Source organism: Hydrogenispora ethanolica, from assembly GCF_004340685.1.
GTDB classification, from domain to species: Bacteria; Bacillota; UBA4882; order UBA8346; family UBA8346; genus Hydrogenispora; species Hydrogenispora ethanolica.
In genome coordinates, this window is record NZ_SLUN01000028.1 from 15,104 (window position 1) to 37,012 (window position 21,909).

General features: G+C 57.5%; 16 protein-coding genes. 15 read left to right on the top strand and 1 reads right to left on the bottom strand.

Going from position 1 to position 21,909, the window contains the following annotated elements; all coding sequences use genetic code 11:
• The first annotated feature begins 105 nt into the window (after nucleotides 1-105).
• From EDC14_RS19055 to glgP, 8 genes are all read left to right on the top strand, one after another.
• Nucleotides 106-981, top strand: coding sequence for a carbohydrate ABC transporter permease (locus EDC14_RS19055; protein ID WP_132015906.1), 876 nt, complete (start codon nucleotides 106-108; stop codon nucleotides 979-981).
• On the top strand, nucleotides 981-1,832 hold the full coding sequence (locus EDC14_RS19060; protein ID WP_132015907.1) for a sugar ABC transporter permease: 852 nt from the start codon (nucleotides 981-983) through the stop codon (nucleotides 1,830-1,832). Before EDC14_RS19055 ends, EDC14_RS19060 begins: the two co-directional genes overlap by 1 nt.
• Nucleotides 1,833-1,874: 42 nt before the next feature.
• Nucleotides 1,875-3,311, top strand: coding sequence for an alpha-amylase family glycosyl hydrolase (locus EDC14_RS19065; protein WP_132015908.1), 1,437 nt, complete (start codon nucleotides 1,875-1,877; stop codon nucleotides 3,309-3,311).
• A 333-nt stretch (nucleotides 3,312-3,644) separates the two neighbouring features.
• Nucleotides 3,645-4,544 carry a carbohydrate kinase family protein gene (locus EDC14_RS19070; RefSeq protein ID WP_132015909.1) on the top strand — a complete coding sequence of 300 codons (900 nt, stop codon included), beginning with the start codon at nucleotides 3,645-3,647 and terminating at the stop codon, nucleotides 4,542-4,544.
• Between the two features lie 20 nt (nucleotides 4,545-4,564).
• Nucleotides 4,565-5,410, top strand: a complete 846-nt coding sequence (locus EDC14_RS19075; RefSeq protein WP_132015910.1) for a nucleotidyltransferase domain-containing protein — start codon at nucleotides 4,565-4,567, stop codon at nucleotides 5,408-5,410.
• Between the two features lie 69 nt (nucleotides 5,411-5,479).
• Nucleotides 5,480-6,499, top strand: a complete 1,020-nt coding sequence (locus EDC14_RS19080) for a LacI family DNA-binding transcriptional regulator (RefSeq protein ID WP_132015911.1) — start codon at nucleotides 5,480-5,482, stop codon at nucleotides 6,497-6,499.
• Nucleotides 6,500-6,660: 161 nt separating this feature from the next.
• The gene (locus tag EDC14_RS19085) at nucleotides 6,661-8,694 is read left to right on the top strand and encodes an alpha-amylase family glycosyl hydrolase (RefSeq protein ID WP_132015912.1); all 2,034 of its coding nucleotides are present in this window, start codon (nucleotides 6,661-6,663) and stop codon (nucleotides 8,692-8,694) included.
• A gap of 195 nt (nucleotides 8,695-8,889) precedes the next feature.
• A complete protein-coding gene (gene glgP, locus EDC14_RS19090; RefSeq protein ID WP_132015913.1) occupies nucleotides 8,890-10,506 on the top strand; it encodes an alpha-glucan family phosphorylase in 1,617 nt (538 codons plus the stop codon).
• A 140-nt stretch (nucleotides 10,507-10,646) separates the two neighbouring features.
• Here glgP and EDC14_RS19095 read toward each other — a convergent pair whose 3' ends face one another.
• Nucleotides 10,647-11,123 (bottom strand): DUF6803 family protein, encoded by a 477-nt coding sequence (locus EDC14_RS19095; protein WP_132015914.1) that lies wholly within the window; start codon nucleotides 11,121-11,123, stop codon nucleotides 10,647-10,649.
• Between the two features lie 384 nt (nucleotides 11,124-11,507).
• On the opposite strand from EDC14_RS19095, the gene EDC14_RS19100 reads away from it, so the two are divergent.
• The 7 genes from EDC14_RS19100 (at nucleotide 11,508) to EDC14_RS19130 (ending at nucleotide 21,870) form a co-directional block, all read left to right on the top strand.
• Nucleotides 11,508-11,981: a DUF2318 domain-containing protein gene (locus EDC14_RS19100; protein ID WP_132015915.1), complete on the top strand. Its 474-nt coding sequence runs from the start codon at nucleotides 11,508-11,510 to the stop codon at nucleotides 11,979-11,981.
• Between the two features lie 251 nt (nucleotides 11,982-12,232).
• Nucleotides 12,233-14,074 (top strand): urease accessory protein UreH domain-containing protein, encoded by a 1,842-nt coding sequence (locus EDC14_RS19105; protein ID WP_132015916.1) that lies wholly within the window; start codon nucleotides 12,233-12,235, stop codon nucleotides 14,072-14,074.
• A 48-nt stretch (nucleotides 14,075-14,122) separates the two neighbouring features.
• On the top strand, nucleotides 14,123-16,537 hold the full coding sequence (locus EDC14_RS19110; protein ID WP_132015917.1) for a heavy metal translocating P-type ATPase: 2,415 nt from the start codon (nucleotides 14,123-14,125) through the stop codon (nucleotides 16,535-16,537).
• 291 nt (nucleotides 16,538-16,828) lie between these two features.
• Entirely contained in the window at nucleotides 16,829-18,109 is a 1,281-nt protein-coding gene (locus EDC14_RS19115) for an extracellular solute-binding protein (protein ID WP_132015918.1), read from the top strand.
• Nucleotides 18,110-18,193: 84 nt separating this feature from the next.
• Nucleotides 18,194-19,093 carry a carbohydrate ABC transporter permease gene (locus EDC14_RS19120; protein WP_165908138.1) on the top strand — a complete coding sequence of 300 codons (900 nt, stop codon included), beginning with the start codon at nucleotides 18,194-18,196 and terminating at the stop codon, nucleotides 19,091-19,093.
• Between the two features lie 56 nt (nucleotides 19,094-19,149).
• Nucleotides 19,150-20,016 (top strand): carbohydrate ABC transporter permease, encoded by an 867-nt coding sequence (locus EDC14_RS19125; RefSeq protein ID WP_165908139.1) that lies wholly within the window; start codon nucleotides 19,150-19,152, stop codon nucleotides 20,014-20,016.
• Nucleotides 20,017-20,076: 60 nt separating this feature from the next.
• Nucleotides 20,077-21,870: a glycoside hydrolase family 2 protein gene (locus EDC14_RS19130; protein ID WP_132015921.1), complete on the top strand. Its 1,794-nt coding sequence runs from the start codon at nucleotides 20,077-20,079 to the stop codon at nucleotides 21,868-21,870.
• Nucleotides 21,871-21,909 lie beyond the last annotated feature (39 nt).

Genomic DNA, 21,909 nt, shown 5'->3' on the forward strand with positions numbered 1-21,909 from the left:
TGAGGGGGATGAACGGAGTGGTTTGTTCCCCTCAGCGTCGCCGTCGGCCGCGCGTTCCGGGCGGCTCCCCGCCGCTGGCGGGCGATGGCGTAAGGAGGGATTTTTTTGATCGTCAAACGGAGTACGCCCTATCTGTTGATCGGGCCGGCGTTACTGGTATTGTTATTCATGATCGGCTATCCGCTGGTCTTCGGGGTCCAGCTCTCATTCACCAATATGAATCTGTACCATTTCCTCCAGTATCAGTACGTCGGTCTGAAGAACTATCTCAGTGTGCTGACTGACCCCGAGTTGTACACTACCGCGTGGCGGACGGTGGTCTGGACCGTGGTGAACGTGACCTTGACGGTGCTGATCGGCCTGGGCCTGGCGATTCTGCTCAACCGGAAGCTGCCTTTCAAGAACCTGCTGCGGGTGCTGCTGATGCTGCCCTGGGCCGTGCCCCAGTATATCGCGGTGCTGACCTGGCGGAACATGTTTCAGGCTCAATACGGCACCATCGACATTATCCTGAACCGACTGGGGATCACCTCCATCTCGTGGCTGTCCGATCCCGCCTGGACTTTTATCGCCTGCATCATCACCAACATCTGGCTGGGGGTTCCCTTCATGATGGTGATCGCCCTCGGCGCGATGCAGAGCATCCCGGCGGAACTGTACGAGGTGGCGGCGATCGACGGCATCAAGAGCTGGCAGAAGCACCGCCATATCACCCTGCCGCTGTTGAAGCCGGTGATGACCCCGGCCATCGTGCTCTCGACGGTCTGGACCTTTAATATGGTCAATGTCATCTATATGATGACCGGCCGGACCGGCGACAATCAGACCCAGATCCTGGTCTCCCGGGTATACAAGGATGCCTTCACCTATTTCAATTATTCCAAGGCGGCCACCTTCTCGGTGCTGATCTTCCTGATCCTGGCGTTGTTCGCTTCGTCCTATCTGAAGCTGATGCGGAGCGGGGAAGGGGTTTACGACTGATGCGCAGCGAAAAGTTTAACAAAAACGACTCCCTGGGCAAGATCATCTTCATCTACGCGGTGCTGGTCACCATGGCTTTTATCAGTCTCTATCCGCTGCTGGACATCGTCAAGATCGCGTTGCGGCCGGCCAGCAGCCTGTTTTCGACCGATCTGAGCCTGATCCCCAGGAATGCCACATTCAAGAATTTCCATACCGCCCTGTGGGTCCGGCCCTATTTCACCTGGCTGAAGAACAGCCTGATCGTGGCCCTGTCCTCGACGGTGTTGTCCATCGCCATCGCGGTCGCGGCAGGCTACGCCTTTTCGCGTTTCCGGTTCCGCGGCCGCAATCTGGGACTGCTGGCCTTTCTGTTGACCCAGATTTTTCCGGCGCCGATGATGCTCTTGCCTACCTATATCCTGCTGAAGAATTTCGGGCTGCTCAACCATTACGGCGGCGGCATCGTTCCCTATATCGCCTTGACGGTGCCCTTCAGCGTCTGGGTGCTCAAAGGGTATTTCGACACCATCCCCCGCTCGTTCGAGGAGAGCGCCTATCTCGACGGGGCCAACTTCGCCCAAGTGCTCTGGGGCATCATGCTGCCCCTTTCCATTCCGGCGTTGGGAGTGGTCCTGCTCAATACCTTCATGGCCACCTGGAATGAGTTCGTTACCGCCAATATCGTCTTCACCGATACCGAGCTGCACACCCTGCCGGTGGGGATTTTCAATATGACCGGGTCGCTCGGCGCCGATTGGGGGATCTTTAGCGCCGCCTGCCTGGTGACCGCGCTGCCGGTGATCGTGCTCTATATCGCCATGTCCAAGTTTTTCATCAGCGGGCTGACGCTCGGCGGGGTTCGCGAATGAGCGGAACGCCGGCCGGCCGATTGTAAAGGAGGGGGTGAACCCATGAACCGTCCCCAAGGGCTGAAAAAATTCTGGCTGCTCCTGGCGCTGGCGGCGCTCTGCGCCGTAACCGTCGCCGCGCAGGACAGTCCCGCGCCGCTCACCGCGGCGGACCGGATCTATTTTCTGATGACCGACCGTTTCGCCGACGGCGACCCCGCCAATGATCAGAACGTATTGCGGAGCGACCCCTCCGCCTATCACGGCGGCGATTTTCAGGGGATCATCGACAAGCTGGATTACATCCGCGATCTCGGCTTCACCGCCGTCTGGATTTCGCCGGTCGTCGCCAATCAGTTCCGGGGCTACCACGGCTACTGGGCCAGCGACTTTTACCGGACCAACGAGCATTTCGGGAGCCTGGCCAAGCTCAAGGAACTGGTGGCCGCCGCTCACGCCAGGGGCCTCAAGGTCCTGGCCGACCTGGTGGTCAATCACACCGGGCTGCTCCACCCCTGGGTCGGCGAGCCGGAGTATGAGAGCTGGTTCCACCCGCGCCGCACCATCGCCAATTGGAATGACCAACGGGAGATCGAAGACGGCTGGCTGGCAGGGTTGCCCGATCTGAACCAGGAGAACCCGGCGGTCCGGGAATACCTGATCACCATGGCCCAATGGTGGATTCGCGAGACCGGCATCGACGGCTACCGGCTGGACACGGTCCGCCACGTGCCGCAGGAGTTCTGGCGGGAATTCGCGGCCGCGCTCAAAAAGGAGTTTCCGGGCTTTTATCTGATCGGCGAGGTCTGGGACGGCCGCCCCGATTTCGTGGCCGGCTATCAACGGGCCGGCCTGGACGGGCTGGTCGATTTTCCCATTTACTATGCGATCCACGACGTCTTCGCCGGCGACCGGCCCGGCGCCAGGCTGGCCCAGCTGATCCGGGAATGCGCCGCCGTCTATCCCGACCGTTCCCGGATGGGCACCTTCATCGACAACCACGACGTGCCCCGCTTCGTCAGCCAGGTCCACAACCTTCGCGACGAGCGGCTCCGGCAGGCGCTGGCCTTTCTGATGACCTATACCGGGATCCCCATCCTGTACTACGGGACCGAGATCGGGCTCGACGGCGGCGCCGACCCCGATAACCGCCGCGATATGGACTGGCAGGTCCGTTCGCCGCTGACCGATTACATCAAAAAACTGAACGCGATCCGCGCCGCCAACCCCGCCTTGACCCAAGGGGACTTGACGCTCCTTCCGGACCGGCCGGATTTTTTCGGGTATACCCGCAGTTTCGAGAGCAACCGGATCCTGACCGTCTTCAATCTGGCCAACCAAAAACGCCGCGTCGAGCTGGAACTGCCCGAAGGATGGGGAGAGCCCGGGAGTATCCTGCGCGGGCTGACCGGGTCCGAAAATTACCGGCTGCGGCGGGGAAAGCTCCAACTGCAACTGGCCCCGCGCCAGGTGAATCTCTTCCGCTGTGAGTCGAAATAAAAAGTTGTAGGTTTAGCGAATCAAAATTAAAAATTTGGTCGAAAATTAAATTTTCGATCATGGAAATTAAAATTCCGGTCGTGAGAATCGAAATTTCCAGCCTGAGAATTGAATTTTCACTCCTGGAAATGGGAATTCCCCGCCTGAGAATTGCAAAACCGGGCCGGAGAATTCGCTTTTCACTCCGGAGAATGGAATTTCCACTCGCGAAGATCGGAGATTCACTCCTGAGAATAGGATTTCCGCTTCCGGAAATGAAAAAAGCCCCGGAATGATGCGAAAGCGCTGCCCGATTGGGTGCTTCCGGGGGAACGGAGAGAAGGGGGGATGGGGTTGCAAAAGGTATTGGTAGTCGGCGGAGCCACCTTTGATGCATTGATCCACCTGCCGGTCCTGCCCGGACCGCTGCCGCAGACGATTCACAGTTGCGGTTTTCATGAAACCGTCGGTTCCACCGGGGCGGGCAAGGCGCTGAACCTGAGCCGGCTGGGACTGGAGACCACCTTGCACGCCTTGATCGGCGCCGATGATTATGGCGAGCGGATCCGGGCGGCGCTGCAGGTACCCAACTTGCATTTCCGGTACGATATCGACCCGCAGGGCACGGAGCGGCATATCAATCTGATGGACGGGGCCGGCCGGCGGATCTCCATTTTCGCCACCCGCTCCAGCGAGGAGCCCCGGCTGGACCTGGCAAAATTCCAGCCGCTGATCCAGGAGAGCGACTTGGTCGTCCTGAACATCATCGGTTATACCAAACGGTTGATCCCCCTCTGCCGGCAGTATGCCAAGCCGGTCTGGACCGATCTCCACGACTGGGACGGCCGGGATCCGTTCCATCAGGCGTATCTGGACGCCGCCGCTTATATCTTTATGAGCTCCGATAATCTGCCCGATTACCGGGCGGTGATGGCGGAGCTGATCGGCCGGGGCAAGCGGCTGGTGGTCTGCACCCATGGCCGGGAGGGGGCCACCGCCGCCACCGCGGTCGGCGAGTGGCTGGAGATCCCGATCATTCCGGCGTACCGCATGGTGGACGCCAACGGCGCCGGCGACAGCTTCATGGCGGGTTTCATCTACGGCCACCTCCGGGGCTATGCGCTGAAAAAATGTCTGGGTTTGGCCACCCTCTGCGCCGGACTCTGCATTACTGTCTCGGAGCTGGCTTACCCCGGATTGAGCCCGGCGCTCCTGGAGGCGGCCTACCGGGAGCATTACGGCGCTGAATCGTGAAACGAAAGGAGTGATCCCGCGTGGCGACTTTGGAACCCATGCCCCTGCCGGACGGCGTCGCCGGCCTGGTGCAACGCCTGGCGCGCCTGGACGGGGTCCGGGGTGTGCTGCTGGGAGGTTCGCGGGCCCAGGGCGGTGCCGAGCCGGATTCCGATTACGATCTCTATGTGTATCAGGACCGGCCCATCGACCTCGCCGCGCGGCGGGCCCTGGCGGCCGAGCTCTTCGCCGAGTGCGAAGTGAATAATCAGTTTTGGGAGACCGAGGACGACGGTTATCTCCGGCAGGGCCGGATCGCGGTGGACATCGTCTACCGCGATCTGGAGTTCGTCGCCGGGAATCTCTACGCCAAACTGGAGCGTTTCGAAGCGGATGTCGGCTATACCACGTGTATCTGGGGCAATTTCTGCGGCTCGCGGATCTTGTTCGACCGGGACGGAGTCATCGCTTCGCTGCAGCAACGATACAGCCGGCGCTATCCGCCGGAACTCAAGCGGAACATCATCCGCAAGAATTACCCGTTGCTCAAGGAACAGATCCCGGCCTATTATCATCAGATCGCCAAAGCCCTGGGGCGCGGGGACGCCGTCAGCGTCAACCACCGGACCGCGGCGTTTTTCGCCAGTTATTTCGATATCCTGTTCGCCCTGAATGAAATGGCCCACCCGGGAGAGAAACGGCTGCTCCGGACGGTCCGCGAGCAATGCGCCAAAGTTCCGGAGCATTGCGAGGCGGACGTCCTGGCGGTCCTGGGCCACAGCGGAAGATGCGACCCGGCCATTCTGCCGGCCCTCGACGGACTCATCGGCCACCTGGACGATCTGCTCCGCCTGGAAGGGAGCGGAGCGGGCGCGGGCGCAGATTGATGTTGACTTTCGGCGGCGGGCGATATTAAAATTGATGGGAAAAGAACTGTAAAATAAAGGGATGGCTTCATGAGAGTAACCATTAATGATATCGCCAAAGTCGCCGGAGTCTCGCCTTCCACCGTCTCGCGGGTGATCGCCAACAACCCCAAGATCAGCGCCGCCACCCGGGAGAAGGTCTTTAAGATCATGCAGGAGATGAATTATCATCCCAATATCATCGCCCGGTCCCTGGCCAACCAATCGACCCGGATCATCGGGGTGGTGATCCCGGGGATGGCCGACAAGGCGTTCCAGCATCCGTTTTATCCCGAGATCCTGCGGGGGATCAGCTCCATTGCCTATAAGAACAAGTACAACATTCTCATCTCCAGCATTGGCAATCCCGAGGAAGAGAAGCATTCGGTGAAACAATTCGCCTGCGGCGGGATCACCGAAGGGATCATCCTGCTGGCGTCGCGGACCCGGAACTCCTCCGTATCCGAGCTTCTCAAGCTGGATTTCCCCTTTGTATTGGTGGGCAAGCCGGAGAACGATCACGAGGTCAACTGGGTCGACAATGATAATTTCGCCATCGGTTACCAGCTGACGCAGCACCTGATCGAGCAGGGGCACCGCAAGATCGCCTTTATCGGGGTGGTGCCGGAGCATTTTGTGACCATGGACCGCTTGAACGGCTATAAACAAGCGTTGCAGGAGCACGGCATCCCCTGCGATGAGCAGCTGATCGTCGAGAGCCGCTTCATCACCGATAACGGCTACGACTTGATGAAGAAACTGCTGGAACGGGGCAAGCTGCCCACCGGGGTGATCGGCTGCGACGATCTGCTCTGCTTCGGCGCGATGAAGCTCATCACGGAGCGGGGGCTCAAGATCCCCGAGGATATCGCGGTGGCCGGCTTCAACAATGTCCCGCTGGCCGACTATTCCCATCCGCCGTTGACTTCGGTGGAGATCAACGCCTTCTCCCTGGGCTCCAAGGCGCTGGAACTGTTGCTGGCGGCGTTGCACAGCGAGTACCAGAGTTTTAACCGGGCGATCATCCCCGCCAAGCTGGTGATCAGGGAATCGACGCTCTCCCGGCGGTAATTTTTTTTACGGTTTTGGTGCAAGCGTATGCACTAACGCAAATTTCGATGCAACTGCTTTTTCAGAGGAAATGCTTTATCAAAAAACGCGAAGGCCGGCCATTGGCATTCCACACCCGTCCGGCCGGCTCGAAATCATTGCATCTCTAAAACAGGTGAATCATGCAAAATCTACAGATCGTCTGCGAGCAATTGGCGCGGCGCGGCGCTGCTTTTGACGGGTCCTATTTTATTCCCGAAGTCTGGAATGCGGTCGGCTGGGAGCGCTATGCCACCGACCAAAAACGACCCGGGCAGATCCGGGTCAATCCCTACGAGTTTTTGAGCCATATCATCGGGCGCCACATTTTGCCCCATGCGGAAGCGGGAAAGGATTACCTGCGGCCGTTGGACCGGGGGAGCGCCGCCCCGCCGGAGCTTCATCAGTGTGTGATCTATGGGGCGCTGCTTAGGACCTTCACAGCCTGGGACCATGTCCGGCCGGGGCAGGTCTGCCCGGGCAGTTTCATCAAGACCATCGGCCTCTTGCCCTACTTGAGGAAGCTCGGGGTGAACATCCTCTATTTGCTGCCGGTCTTTGCCACCAGCGATCGTTATAAGAAAGGGGAGTGCGGCAGCCCTTATGCCATTCGGGACAGCTACCGGCTGGACCGGAATCTCCACGACGACCTGCTGGGCGAAGCGGATGAAGCGATGGTGGCGACGGAGTTCAAGGCGTTGATCGAGGCCTGCCACATCCTGGGGATCCGGGTGATGGTCGATTTCGTCTTTCGCACGGTAGCCCGGGATCATGCGCTCCTGGCGGACCATCCGGAATGGTTTTACTGGATCCGCCGCCGCACCGCTCCGGTCTTCGCCCCTCCGGCCGTGGCCGGGGAGGGAAAACTGACCCTGCTGAACGACGGTTCCTTGAAAAGCCTGTACACTTGCGACGGGATCGCCGAATACCTGGCTCAATTTACCGTTTCCCCGCCGGAGATCGACCCGGCCCGCTGGCGCCGGCTCCTGGAACGTCACCGCCGGAGCGGAGCGAACCTGCTGGCCCTGATCGAGGAGGAGTATCAGATCACCACCGCGCCCGGCTTTTCCAATGTCTTGAATGATCCCCAGCCGCCCTGGACCGACGTGACTTACTTGCGGCTTTACCAGGATACGCACCCCAAGGCCCGGCCCTATCTGCCCCGGGAGCAGCCGCCTTACATTTTACAGGACGTGGCTTGCGCCAATCTTTACCCGGGTCGTCTTCCCAACCGGGGGTTGTGGGATTACCTTCTGGGAATTATCCCCCATTATCAGGAGGAGTACGGGATCGACGGCGCCCGGATCGATATGGGGCACGCGCTGCCGCCGGAGTTGAACCAGGCCATCGTGGCCCGGGTCAAGGCCGCCAATCCCCATTTCATTCTGTGGTCGGAGGAGTTCGCGCCCGAACATTCCCGGGCCGCCAGGGAGAACGGCTTTCATTTTATCAGCGGCAATCTCTGGTCGGTTTACAACGATCTCGACCAGCCCCGTTTCCGTTCCAGACTGCTGCGGATCGTCTCCGGCGCCGCGCTGCCGGTGACCGCCGCCCTGGAGACCCCGGATACGCCCCGGATGGCGCTGGTCTACCGGGAGCGCCCGAAGCTCAGCCTGTTATTGCTGCTGAACTGTTTTATCGCCAACGCCGTTCCCTTCATCAACAGCGGCATGGAGCTTCTGGAGCTTCAGCCGATGAATCTCGGGCTGAATAATGATGAAACGGGCCGCTTCGTACTGGACCGGGAGGACCCGATGTATGGCAAGCTGGCTTTCTTCGATCATTATCGCCTGCACTGGCTGAATCAGGACCATGGCTGGCTGCGGGAGCTGCTGGCGGAGGCGCTGCGGATCCGTCGCCGTTTTGGGGGCCTGGTGGGCAACAGGGTCCATCTGAGGAGCCGGCCGCTGAAGAATTCCAAAATCATATTTTTTTGGTATTTTGATCCCAAGACCGGTCAGAACCTGTTTTTCCTGGCCAACCGGAGTTTCGCCGAGCGGGCCCGGGTACGGCTGCAGGCCCTGTTTCCCGAGGAATTCCTGAAGGATCGGCCGGCGGTCGCGTGGCTGTACCCGGGAAGTACTGGAACCGGCCGAAAATGGGAATATAATCAGTGGAGGTTTCTGGCCCCCGGCGAGGTACGGATCGGATATTTACGCGAATCTTATCATTCATAAACCGGCTTTGGTCCACAATATAGGAAGACCCCGAGTAGGTCTCCGAATTGCGGCCCGAGAGTTTTTGCCGGCAATGATCATATATAGAGTTAATCCGGACACGACGGACTGTCCTGCGCGAAGTTTTTGATAGGGTAGTAAATGGACCACCCTGGATGGGGCCCATGACTTGTGACGAATGAGGGAGGCAAACTGATGAGCAATCGTTCCAAACTGCCGCGGGTGGCTTATTTTTGCATGGAGTATGGTTTGCATGAGGATTTCAAGATCTACTCCGGCGGACTCGGGATCCTGGCCGGAGATATATTAAAAGCCGCTTACGATAGGGATTATCCCATGATCGGGGTCGGCATTCTCTGGAGTCAAGGCTATACCAATCAATTCATCGGGGAGAACGGCAGGCCGTATGATTGCTATCCCGACAACAGCTACGGCTTTCTGGAGGATACCGGCGTGGCGGTGAAGGTGCGCATCCGGGGCAGACAAGTCACCTGCAAGGTCTGGAAATGCACCCAATTCCGGAACGCGCCGCTCTACCTGCTGGATACCAATCTGCCGGAGAATGAGGACCGGCTGATCACCGGCCAATTGTACGGCTGGTTCTCCGAAGAGCGGATCGCCCAAGAGATGGTTCTGGGCATTGGCGGCGTCCGGGCGCTTCAAGCCTTGGGGATCGCGGTGGATGTCTACCATTTCAATGACAGCCATCCGGTTTTGGCCGGCACCGAGCTGATCCGCAGCAAGATGGATGAGGAAGGACTGGATTTTGAAGCAGCCTGGCGGCAGACCCGGGAACGGATCATCTTTACCACCCACACGCCGGTGGTGGCCGGCAATGAGATCCATGAGCATGAGCTGCTGCAATACATGGGGGCCTATAACGGTCTGACGTTCGGGCAGATGCTGAAACTGGGCGGCGAACCTTTCAGCATGACTGCGGCCGGGTTGCGGCTGGCCCGGAAGGCCAATGCCGTGGCCGAGTTGCATGCGCTGACGGCCCGGGAGATGTGGCAGGAGGTGACCGGGGCCGCGGCGATCATCGCCGTGACCAACGGCGTTCATAACGGTACCTGGCAGGATCCCCGGATCGCCGCGGCCTTCGAGCAGCAGGGCGACCTGTGGGCTCCCCATCAGGCGGCCAAGCGTGAACTGCTGGCCGAGATCAGGAAGCGCAACGGGGTTGACCTGGACGAGAACACGCTGACCATCGGTTTTGCCCGCAGGGCCGCGCCCTATAAACGGAGCGATCTCATCTTCAAAAGGCCGGAACTGATCGTTCCGCTCCTGAAGTACGGCAAATTGCAATTGATCTTCTCCGGCAAAGCCCATCCCAATGATGCGGTCGGCAAGGGCATCGTGGCCAATTTGTACGAGATGTCCCGGTTGTATCCGGAGAGCGTGGTCTTCCTGCAAAACTACGATATGCAGATCGGAAGGCTCCTGACCCGCGGCTGTGACGTCTGGCTGAACAACCCCCGCCGGCCGATGGAGGCCAGCGGCACTTCGGGAATGAAGGCCGCCATGAATGGCGTTTTAAACTTCAGCGTGTTGGACGGCTGGTGGCCCGAGGGCTGCCGCCACGGCATCAACGGCTGGCAGATCGGGGACGGGAGTGCCGCGTCCGACCAGGAGGCGGCCGATGCCGAGAGCCTTTACCGGGTGCTCCTGGAGGAGATTTTACCGACCTATAACACGGACCAGAGCCGTTGGACCGAGATGATGCGCGCCAGTATCGCGATGTCGCACTGGCAATTCTCGGCCGCAAGGTTGGTGCAGGACTATTACAGCCTGCTATACCAGGACATCATCTGACGGTTCATCACCGTTCCTCCATGCGACGAGAAAGCCGGCTGGCGTTCCCCCGTCAGCCGGCTTTCTAAAAAAACCGCCCAAGCCCGGGCGAACAGCCTCGGTCTTGGGCGGTAATCATTTTGAACAACGGTGCAGGCCTCTTACATGCTCCCGCCAGCCGCGTTGCCGAGGATCTCCGGATTGACCATTCCGAAGATCATGGCCACGTGGGCAACGATCAGAAACACCGTCAACAGCAGAAAATGCAGCTTCATCTGTTCATCGGGAGTCTTGTTCTTCCCGATCCAGCCCAATTCCAGCAATGCCAGGCCGGCCAGGGGAACGACGCCCAGCAGATAGGACCAGACGGCGATGAAGTCGACGCCGGTGCGCCATTTCATGGTGGGGATGGCTGTGAATAACAGCGGGAAGAAGATGGCGAACGTAAAATAGGCGCCGGCGACGATGCTCAGGATTTTACTGGTGGTCTTGAGCGGTCCTGAGGTCTTACGGTAAAAGACGATGAAAAATTCCACGGCCACCAGGGCCTCGGCCAGAACCACCGGCACCACCATGTAATGCAACAAATTCCAAGGCTGGTTAGTGGCGAGCAGTTCCATATAATGGGTCATGTTCATTGGATTTTTACCCCTTTCTCCAAATCGAGCGTTTTTGCGGATTGATTGTATAGGATGAAATAAATTTCTTTATTAAGATTTGCATTCCTAAGGCCGAATGCAAATGGAATCAAAACGAATTTATTTCATCCTATTACAGCGGTAATAAGTTGAATTAAATTCCTTAATTTATCCATCATGGAAGGCTTACGGGACATGATGCTTATTTGAAATTTAATTCAACTTAATATAGCAAGAGAATGTGAAGATTTTATGAAGAGGGGAGCGCCTTTTTCTTCATAAAATCTTCACATCCCCCGGGTATACTTGGAGTAATTTTGAAGGGCATGACGCTTTAGGAGCGAAAGGGGAATTTACATGGGGCGATCGCAACAAGATGGGACCATGAGGTCAAAAAGGAATTGGCGTGGCGGCTATAAGATTGCGGGCTTGGTGCTGGCGTTGGCGGGGATTTTGGCAGTTTGGCAGGGCGGCGTCATTCGCGGCGAAACCGGGGACGAACTCCGGATCCGGAAGAGCGGGGTGACGGGGAATGCCCGGTACTATCCATATGACGCCGAGGGCACCAAAATGGAGGTGATTGCGGTCAAAGCCAGCGACGGAACGATCCGGACCGCCTTCAACACCTGCCAGGTCTGTTTCAATTCCGGCCGGGGTTTCTACACCCAGGCGGGGAACGAATTGGTCTGCAATAATTGCGGCAACCGTTTCAAGATCGATCAGATCGAAAAGAAAAAGTTCGGTTGCAATCCCATTCCGATCCTTAAAGAGAATAAGCGGGAGGACGGGGAATATATCATCATCTCCGGCGATTATCTGGCGAAGCATAAGAAATTTTTCGCCCGCTGGAAGAATTGACCGTAGCCCTCAGCGCTTGTGGAGACAATGACCGGATCTCAGCCATTGAGCATCCGGTCATTGTCATTTCAGCCTGGGATGCTCGGGGAAGGAGCGAGCGTTGGCGGTTGTTTTCCGGAAGATATCAAATTCGGAGCGATCTTCATGATTTCTTCACAGAGTTCGGCTAGAATAGCCTTGTTACGATTCAAAGCGCTGCGCAATGGATCCGGCGCGGTTGAGAAGTTTGCGTCATAGTTAGGAGGAGTGGCATGGAACCCCGATTGGTTTCCGAAGTCTTTCAAGTGCAAGGAATGTCTTGCGCCAGTTGTGAGCTGAAAATCGAAAATGCGCTACGCAAGATGGCCGGCGTCAAAACGGTTGAAGCCTCGCTGGCCAATTCGCGCGTGACGGTCCACTATGATAGTGATATGATAAAATCAGAAGCGTTGATCGGCGCCATTCAGAAACTCGGCTATGAGGCGAGCCGGCCCGGCGAGGCCCTGGCGGCGCGGAAAAATTCGGTCAATCAACTGATCGGCGCGGGGATCATCATCTTTGCGCTGTATCTGATCATCCGCTCCACCGTCGGCTTTAACTTCATACCGCAGGTTGACAGTTCCGTGGGCTACGGCATGCTTTTCGTCATCGGCCTGCTTACTTCCTTACATTGTATCGCCATGTGCGGCGGGATTAACCTTTCCCAGTGTATCGCCTCCGCTCCCGGCCGGCCGGCGGCGGCGGAGTCCAAATGGGTCAAATTCCGGCCCAGCCTGTTGTACAATGCGGGACGGGTGCTCTCGTATACGCTGATCGGCGGCATGGTCGGCGCCATCGGTTCGGTGGTCAGTTTTTCGGGAACCGCCAAAGGCGTGGTCGCCATCGTCGGCGGGCTGTTCATGATGGTCATGGGCCTCAACATGCTGGATATTTTTCCGTGGCTGCGCCGGTTCAAGCTCAGCATGCCCAAGTTCATCGGGGACCGGCTTTATGCCGGGCAGAACCAGCGGGGCCCCTTTATCGTGGGGCTATTGAACGGACTGATGCCGTGCGGCCCTTTGCAAACCATGCAACTGTATGCTCTGGGAACAGGCAGTTTTGGGGCGGGCGCCGCCGCGATGTTCCTCTTCAGTTTGGGTACGGTGCCGCTGATGTTCGGTTTTGGCGCGCTCAGCTCTTTGTTGAGCCGTAAATTTACCCACCGGATGCTGAAAGTCAGCGCGGTACTGGTCATCGTCCTGGGAATGACCATGTTGGGCCGGGGTTTGAGTCTTTCCGGGATTTCCTGGGCTTCCGTCGGACCCGGCTCCAATTCACCGGGGAACGTTGCGGTGATTGAGGGAGACGTCCAGGTGGTGACCACTACCTTTCAGTCCGGCCGGTATCAGCCGTTCGTGGTCCAAAAAGGGATCCCGGTGCGCTGGATCATCAAAGTGAGCGCGGCCGATCTGAACGGCTGTAATAATCCGGTGACCGTTCCCCGGTACAATATTCAAAAAAAGCTGGTTCCCGGGGATAATATTATCGAGTTTACGCCGCAGGAGGAAGGCTCCATCACCTATACCTGCTGGATGGGGATGATCAGCAGTACCATTAAGGTAGTGCCCGATCTCGCCAATGTTTCCGCGAGTGACCTGCCGGACGCGGCTGGAGACGCCAATCAGAGCCAGCTCGGGGGCGGGTGTTGTGCGGATAGCGCCAAGGCTGTCAAATTCCAGGGCGGCCGGATCCCCACCGACAACGTGGTGGTAGCGCAAGTGAAGGATGGCATCCAGGAAGCGACGATCACGGTGAACGACGAAGGATATGATCCGGCGGTGATCGTGTTGCAGCGGGGGATCAAGGCCAAACTGAAATTCAATCCGGAGAAATTGAATTCCTGTAATAACATTGTGGCTTTCCCGGAGTACGGCGGCCAGCTCGATCTGAGCGCCGGACAGCTGGAGACGCCGCCGTTAGAGGTAACCGAAGATTTTACCTTCCAGTGCTGGATGGGAATGCTGCACGGTTACGTGAAGGTCGTCGCTGATCTCCAACAGATCGATATGAAGGCGATCAAGAAAGAAGTGGAGGCTTTCCGGCCCGCCGGCGGCGGCGGTTGCTGCGGCGGATGATTAGAACGCCCGGATGCGGGTACTCATACCCCTAGAGGAGTGAAAAACATGGAAAAGAAGGAAGTCATACAGATCAGCGGCATGTCCTGCGCGGCCTGCGCTGCCCGGATCGAGAAAGGCCTGGCGAAGCTCCCCGGAGTCAGGGAAGCCGCCGTCAACTTCGCCACGGAAAAGGCGACCGTCGCTTATGATAGCGAATTGGTATCGGACCAGCAACTAGCGGAGACCGTCGTCAAACTCGGTTATGGCGTAGTGCCGCAGGCGGATCAGCCAGGCAAGGTGAGCCTGAAGCTCACCGGGATGAGTTGCGCTGCTTGCGCGGCGAAGATCGAGCGCAAGCTGAACAAGATGGACGGCGTCACCAAGGCCGCGGTCAATCTGGCCACCGAGAAAGCCACGGTGGAGTATGACAGCGCCCGGGTGAAAGTCTCCGAACTGCTGGCGGCGGTCACCGCCCTGGGCTACGGCGCCGAACTGGAGCAGGAGAACGGCGCGGACCGCGAAAAAGCCGCCCGGGAGAAGGAGATCAAGCGGCTGCGTCGGGAACTGATCATTGCCGCGGTTCTGAGTTCGCCGTTAATCCTGGCGATGGTGCTGACTATGTTGAAGCTGGACATCCAACTGCTGCATGATTGGCGCTTTCAGATCATTCTAGCGACCCCGGTCCAATTCATCATCGGCTACCGGTTTTATAAAAATGCTTACCATGCGTTGCGGGCCAAGAGTCCCAATATGGATGTGCTGATCGCCATGGGGACAACCGCGGCGTATCTGTACAGTGTCTATAACGCCTTATTCCAGAAGCCGATGCCGGGCACGTTCATGAAAGACCTGTATTTCGAGGCGGCGGCCACGATCATTACCCTGATTTTGCTCGGCAAATACTTTGAAGCAGTGGCCAAGGGAAAGACCTCCGAGGCCATCAAGAAACTGATGGGTCTGCGGGCCAAGACGGCGCGGGTGATCCGGAACGGCGCCGAGGCGGATATTCCCATTGAAGAAGTGGTGGTCGGCGACCTCGTCGTGGTCCGTCCCGGCGAAAAAATTCCGGTTGACGGGCGGATCGTCGAGGGCAACTCGGCGGTGGACGAGTCGATGCTGACCGGTGAAAGTCTGCCGGTGGAGAAGAAGGCCGGCGATACGGTGATCGGCGCGACCATCAATAAGTTTGGCACCTTTAAGTTCGAAGCCACCAAGATCGGCAAGGATACGGTATTGTCGCAGATCATCAAGATGGTCGAAGACGCCCAAGGCTCCAAGGCTCCGATCCAGAAGATCGCCGATCAGGTATCGGGCGTCTTTGTCCCGATCGTGCTGGGAATCGCCGTGGTGACCTTCCTGGTCTGGACCTTTGGGGATTATAACCTGAAGATGGGCATCGTCAGCGCGGTAGCGGTCCTGGTCATCGCCTGCCCCTGCGCTTTGGGCCTGGCCACGCCCACCGCGATCATGGTGGGGACCGGCAAAGGCGCGGAGAACGGGATCCTGATCAAGGGCGGGGAACATCTGGAGAAAGCTTATAAGATCAATGCAGTGGTTCTGGATAAGACCGGCACCATCACCAAGGGTGAACCCGAAGTCACCGACACGCTCCCGCTGGCGAGCGGTTTGGAACCAAACGAGCTCCTGAAGCTGGCCGCCATCGCCGAGAAGCAGTCGGAGCATCCGCTGGGCGTGGCTATCGTGGCTCACGGCAAGCGAGTATTCGGGGCTTTGGAGGATCCCGAGCGGTTTGAAGCCATCCCCGGGCAAGGGATTGCCGCAACCATCGGCGGCCGGAAGGTCTTGGTCGGCACCCGCAAGCTCCTGGCGGAACATGGCATCGACCGGAAGGAAAGCGAAGCGGTGGCCAGCGAACTGGAGAACGCGGGCAAGACGGTGATGTTCCTGGCCATCGACGGGGAACTGGCCGGCTTGATCGCCGTCGCCGACGTGGTGAAGGAGAGTTCGGCGGCAGCCATCGCCGAGCTGCAAAAACTGGGCATCGAGGTCTATATGCTGACCGGCGACAATCAAAGAACGGCCCGGGCCATCGCCAGTCAGGTCGGCGTCAGCCAGGTGCTGGCCGAAGTTCTGCCGGAGCACAAAGCGGCCGAGATCGATAAGCTGAAACAGGCCGGCAAGGTGGTGGCCATGGTCGGCGACGGGATTAACGACGCACCGGCGTTGGCGACCGCCGATATCGGCATGGCTATCGGCACCGGAACCGATATCGCCATGGAGGCGGCGGATATAACGCTCATGCGCGGCGATCTGACGGCGATCCCGACCGCGATCCGGCTCTCCCGGAAAACGATGCAGAAGATCAAGCAGAACTTGTTCTGGGCATTTTTCTACAACACGATCGGCATTCCCTTCGCTGCTCTGGGAATGTTAAATCCGATCATCGCCGGCGGCGCCATGGCTTTCAGCTCCGTCTCGGTGGTCACCAATTCGTTGAGTCTGAAGCGGTTTAAAGGCTAAGACCTCTTCCAGCCCATTCCTTAAAAACCCGATGTGCGTTTTGCATCGGGTTTTTTCATTTGCAACGTGCCTGCGAACGCCCATTGGATCCAGAGTCAAGCGATTAATCCAAAACAAAGAGGAATTGACAAAAAAGTGAAAAAGACTTATAGTGAATGTAAGCGATTTCATGAAACCGCTTACAAAAAATATTATCATCTATTTTCTTACTTCAAGAAGGAAAGGATGTGAGAGCGGGAGCAGCTACCATGGCTTGTTTTGACGACCTAAACTAGAGAAGGGGAGAAGAAAATGAAGAAACGATCGGCATTACTTTTTTTAATGGCTTGTGCCCTGATAGTCTGGTTGAGCGGTAGCATCAGCTTTGCCGCTCCGATCGAGATTAACTACTATATGTGGCAGGACCCGACCTACCAATCGATCGTCGATGCTTTTAACGCCAGCCAAAAAGAGATTGTCGTGAAACCGGTGATCGTTCCGTCGGCGGATTATGAAACCAAAATTGTAACGATGCTGGCCGGCGGGGCCGATATCGATTGTTATATGCAAAAACGGCAAACGGATATGTTCCCGCAGAATAAAAACGGCTTTATCGAACCGCTGAACAGCTATATCAAGAGCGCCAAATACGATATGAAATCGATCAAGGCGTATGCTCCGCAGATCACGGTCAAAGGCAAAGTATTGGCCATTCCGTTCCGCGGCGCCGGCTACTATACCTATTACAACAAGAAGCTCTTCGCCAAAGCCGGCATCCCCACCCCTGACCAATACGTGAAAAAAGGCGAGTGGACCTGGAATAAGTTTGCCGAAGTCTCCAAAAAACTGGCTTCGGGCGACGGCAAAGTGTACGGCGGGTTGCTCTACACCTGGCCGATGCTGAGCGTGCTCCCGGTAGTCCAGAAGAATAACCAGTTTATTAATGCCAAGGGCAAAGTGGATATCGACTCCAAAGTGCTCGCCTATAGCGTCAAGATGCGCCGCGACCTTGAAAAGTCCAAGGCGATCATATCGGCTAGCGAGTTGAAAGCCACCAAAATGCATTATTCCAAGGGATTTTACGATGGCAATGTCGGAATGCTGATCATCGGCGAGTGGTTCCCCGGAATGATGGTGGCCGGAAGAGATCAAAAACTGCTCAAGGATTACGGCTGGAATGACTGGGCCATCACCCGGATGCCTTGCAATCAGTCCAAGTATGTTACCGTCGGCGCTTGCACCTTCAACCATATTTATAGCCGTTCCAAAAAGAAAGCGGCCGCCTTCAAGTTCATCTCCTGGATGGGCAGTTCCGAAGGAGCCAAGGTCGTGGCCCGCAACGGGTTCCTGCCGCCGGTGGTTGACGCCGGCGTAAAGGCCGAGTTGGCCAAGGTCGTTCCCGACACCGAGTCGCTGAACGCGTTGATCGACCCCGCGCCGCGTATCGCTCCGTGGTATAGCGAATTGGGATCGCAGGTCGAGGCGACTCTGAATGTCGAGCTCGATAAGTATCTCGCCACCGATATGCCCGAAACCACGTTTGTGAACCAATTCCGGGCGCAATTGAAACAACTTGCCGAGTCCAATCGCTAAGAAATTTTTCGCTTCCGAATGATTCTGCTTCCGCAACGGAGCTTCGGCCGGGCCGAAGCTCCGTTTCAAAGAAAGGTGATGATGATGGCGGATAGCAATTCCAAATCCAGCTCCTGGCTGGTGGTGGCGGCTTTTTTATTGCCAAGCTTCCTTGGATTCTTCCTATTTGTCCTGGTCCCGATGATGGCGACCGTGGGATTGGCCTTCACCGATTACTCCGGAGGGTTTACCTACCAGTGGATCGGCTTGAAGAACTTTGTGCGCGCCTTTACCAGCACCTCGTTTATCAACGCCTTGACCAACACGGTCAATTTTACGGTGGTTTCGGTAGTGGCCCAGATCGTGCTCGGTTTCTGCTTCGCGGTCCTCTTGAATAAGAAGATCGTGGCCAGGAACTTCTTCCGGGCAGTGATCTTTCTCCCGGTCGTGCTGTCGATGGTCGCCATCTCGCTGGTGTTCATGGTCATCCTGCATCCGGACAAGGGGCCGATCAACGGTTTCCTGACCTCGCTCGGAATGACGCCGATACCCTGGCTGACCAGTCCGAAGACGGCTTTATTGACGATCATTCTGGTAACCATCTGGCAGTCGTTCGGCTATTATATGATTCTCTTCCTCAGCGGCTTGCAAGCGATCAATCTCGAGCTGTACGAGGCGGCCGATATCGACGGGGCCAGCAAATGGCGGCAGTTATGGAATATTACTATTCCCATGCTCAGCCCGACCACTTTTTTCTGCGTGATCATGGCGATCATCAACTCCTTCAAGGTATTCGACCCGATTTTCGTGATGACCGGAGGCCAATTGGGCGGCGGACCGGGCGATTCGACCACGGTGTTGGTCTTTGATATCTACAAGAATGCGTTCTCGTATTATAAGATGGGATATGCCTCGGCGGAAGCGGTGATTCTGCTGCTCATCGTCCTGGTGGTAACCATCATCCAATACCGGGGGCAGAAGAAATGGGTCACCTACGATCTGTAGGCCGGCCTACGGTCATCTTACGCCAAGCTGTTTGGGAGAAGGAGGTTTATGAGTCCATGGCGCAAGTGAATGCGAATTACTCCAGCGGCAATTCCGCCGCAACCCGGCAGGGGTCTGCCCTGGGTACCGTGGCGGTCTACGCCGCATTGATTGTGGCCGCGGCCATGATTATCATTCCGTTGCTTTTGATGATCTCCTCGGCTTTTAAGAACGAGTCGGAGATCTTCGATTATCCGGTGAAATTGATTCCGGAGCATTTTATCTGGAGCAACTTTCAGCAATTGCTGAAGACCTTCCCGGTATATATTTATAACTCGGTCAAGGTGACCGTGCTGATTACCGTGGTGCAAGTGGTCACCGCGACCACCGGGGCCTACGCCTTCGCCAAGCTCCGTTGGAAGGGGCGGGATGCGCTCTTTATGATCTATATCGCCTCGATCATGGTGCCGCAGCAAGTGATGATTATTCCCCAATTTATCATGGTTCGCAACATGGGACTGTACGATACGCATCTGGCCTTGATCCTGCTCGGTTCCTTCACCGCGTTCGGAACGTTTCTGGTCAAACAGTACTTCATGACCATTCCCGATTCGTTGTTGGAAGCGGCCCGCATCGACGGGGCCAATGATTTTCTGATCTTCGGCAAGATCATGCTGCCGCTGGCCAAGCCGGTCATCGCCGCGCAGATCATCTTCTCCTTCCGGTACTTCTGGAATGATTTCTTTACGCCGATGATCTACCTCTCGAAAGACTATCTGAAGACGATTCCGTTGGGAATGTCCGACTTTGTCACGCAATATACGGTTTATTACGGGCCCCAGATGGCGGCCTGCGTAATCTCGGTCATTCCGGTGATCATGATCTTCCTGGCGGCGCAGAAGTATTTCGTGCAAGGCATTGCCGCCGGCGGAGTCAAGGGATAAACAGGATTTCACAGCGACCGCAAGCGTCCTTGCGGGATACACTCGAAAAGGAGTCATCTCATGACGATACTGCCATCCGAGAATCATCAGGAAACCATCCATAATGAAAACTATGATCAGAAATACAATCTGCAGAATCTGAATCATCAAAACCTGATCTTCACCGAAAACCGGCCGGCTCAGAGCCTGAACGGGACCTGGACCTTCACTATTGATCCCTATGACACCGGGCTGCGGTCGGATTGGAACCGGCTGAGCCATTGCGACGCCGCGGGACGGCCGGTGCCCTGGGATTACGACTACGACGGCGGCGAGGCGGTCCCGGTACCGTCCTGCTGGAACATGCTGCGGCCGGAGTACTACTATTACGAGGGCAGCGCCTGGTACGCACGGGAGTTCACCTACAGGGAGCAAGCCGCCGGGGAACGGGTTTTCCTGCGGATCGGCGCCGCCAGCTATGATGCGAAGGTTTTTTTGAACGAAGCGTTTCTCGGCAATCATTACGGCGGGTCGACGCCTTTCTGCGTGGAGCTCACCGGCAGGCTGCAGGAGCGGAATGTGCTTCAAGTCTGCGTCAATAATACCCGGACTGCCGACCGGGTGCCGATGCGCAACACCGACTGGTTCAACTACGGCGGAATCTACCGCGATGTCGAGCTATACCGGGTGCCCGCGACTTTCATTAAGAATTTCAAGATCTTTCTGGCACCCGGCGCTTCCGATCGCCGGATCCGGGCCGAGGTCGAAGTGGACGGTCCCGTCCGGGACGGCGCGCTCCGCCTGGAACTGCCGGAACTGGGGATCGAACAAACGCTTCCGGTCAGCGCCGGAAAGGGCAGCTTGGAATTGGAGGCAGCGCCCGAGCTGTGGAGTCCCGAACAGCCGCGATTGTATGCGGTGCGGGCCGAGTACCAGGGCGACGCCATCGCCCTGCGGGTGGGATTCCGGCGGATCGAAGTCCGGGGCACCGAGATCCTGCTCAACGGCAAAGCGCTCTTTCTGCGGGGCGTCTGCGTGCACGAGGACGACACGGTCCTCGGCAAGGCGACCGACGAGGCCGATCTGCGGCGGCGCTTCGCCGACGCCAAGGAGCTGGGCTGTAACTTTTTACGGTTGGCTCATTATCCGCATACCGAGCGGGCGGCGCAGCTCGCCGATGAACTGGGCTTTCTGCTCTGGGAGGAGATCCCGGTCTACTGGGCCATCGATTTCGAGAACCCGGCGACCTACCGGGATGCCGAGAATCAGCTGCTGGAATTGGTCCGGCGTGACCAGAACCGCGCCAGCGTGATCATCTGGTCGGTGGGGAACGAAAACGCCGCCACCGCGCCGCGCCTCTCCTTCATGAGCCGGCTGGCGGAAGCCGCCCGGAAAGAAGACCCGACCCGGCTGATCTCCGCCGCCTGTCTGGTCAATGAGAAGAAGATCAGGATCGAAGACCCGCTGGCCGATTATTTGGACGTCATCGGCGTCAACGAATACTACGGCTGGTATAAACTGGATTTTACGGAACTGGCGCAGCTGGGCCGGAACTCCGCTCCGGTGAAGCCGGTGATCATCACCGAAACCGGCGCCGACGGGCTGGCCGGATATCATGACGACGCCGCGGTGCTTTTTACCGAGGAGCATATGGCGGAGGTCTACCGGAAACAGGTGAAATTCGTCAAGGAGTCCGATTATATCAAGGGCATCTCGCCCTGGATCCTCTATGATTTCCAGACGCCGCGCCGGATGAACCGCTATCAGCAGGGGGTCAACCGGAAGGGCCTGATCGCGCTGGATAAAAAGACCCGCAAGGCCGCCTTTTACGTCTTGCAAGCTTTTTACCGCGAGAAGCAGGCGGAGGGCAAATAGGGGCGGCTTGGCGGTCACGGATTGATTTGGCTATTTTAA

What these genes read in the sequence shown, in the direction of transcription:
- EDC14_RS19060 (WP_132015907.1), top strand. Translation starts at nt 981, where the DNA reads ATGCGCAGCGAAAAGTTTAACAAAAACGACTCCCTGGGCAAGATCATC.
- EDC14_RS19065 (WP_132015908.1), top strand. Translation starts at nt 1,875, where the DNA reads ATGAACCGTCCCCAAGGGCTGAAAAAATTCTGGCTGCTCCTGGCGCTG.
- EDC14_RS19080 (WP_132015911.1), top strand. Translation starts at nt 5,480, where the DNA reads ATGAGAGTAACCATTAATGATATCGCCAAAGTCGCCGGAGTCTCGCCT.
- EDC14_RS19085 (WP_132015912.1), top strand. Translation starts at nt 6,661, where the DNA reads ATGCAAAATCTACAGATCGTCTGCGAGCAATTGGCGCGGCGCGGCGCT.
- glgP (WP_132015913.1), top strand. Translation starts at nt 8,890, where the DNA reads ATGAGCAATCGTTCCAAACTGCCGCGGGTGGCTTATTTTTGCATGGAG.
- EDC14_RS19095 (WP_132015914.1), bottom strand. Translation starts at nt 11,123, where the DNA reads ATGAACATGACCCATTATATGGAACTGCTCGCCACTAACCAGCCTTGG.
- EDC14_RS19100 (WP_132015915.1), top strand. Translation starts at nt 11,508, where the DNA reads ATGAGGTCAAAAAGGAATTGGCGTGGCGGCTATAAGATTGCGGGCTTG.
- EDC14_RS19105 (WP_132015916.1), top strand. Translation starts at nt 12,233, where the DNA reads ATGGAACCCCGATTGGTTTCCGAAGTCTTTCAAGTGCAAGGAATGTCT.
- EDC14_RS19110 (WP_132015917.1), top strand. Translation starts at nt 14,123, where the DNA reads ATGGAAAAGAAGGAAGTCATACAGATCAGCGGCATGTCCTGCGCGGCC.
- EDC14_RS19115 (WP_132015918.1), top strand. Translation starts at nt 16,829, where the DNA reads ATGAAGAAACGATCGGCATTACTTTTTTTAATGGCTTGTGCCCTGATA.
- EDC14_RS19120 (WP_165908138.1), top strand. Translation starts at nt 18,194, where the DNA reads ATGGCGGATAGCAATTCCAAATCCAGCTCCTGGCTGGTGGTGGCGGCT.
- EDC14_RS19125 (WP_165908139.1), top strand. Translation starts at nt 19,150, where the DNA reads ATGGCGCAAGTGAATGCGAATTACTCCAGCGGCAATTCCGCCGCAACC.
- EDC14_RS19130 (WP_132015921.1), top strand. Translation starts at nt 20,077, where the DNA reads ATGACGATACTGCCATCCGAGAATCATCAGGAAACCATCCATAATGAA.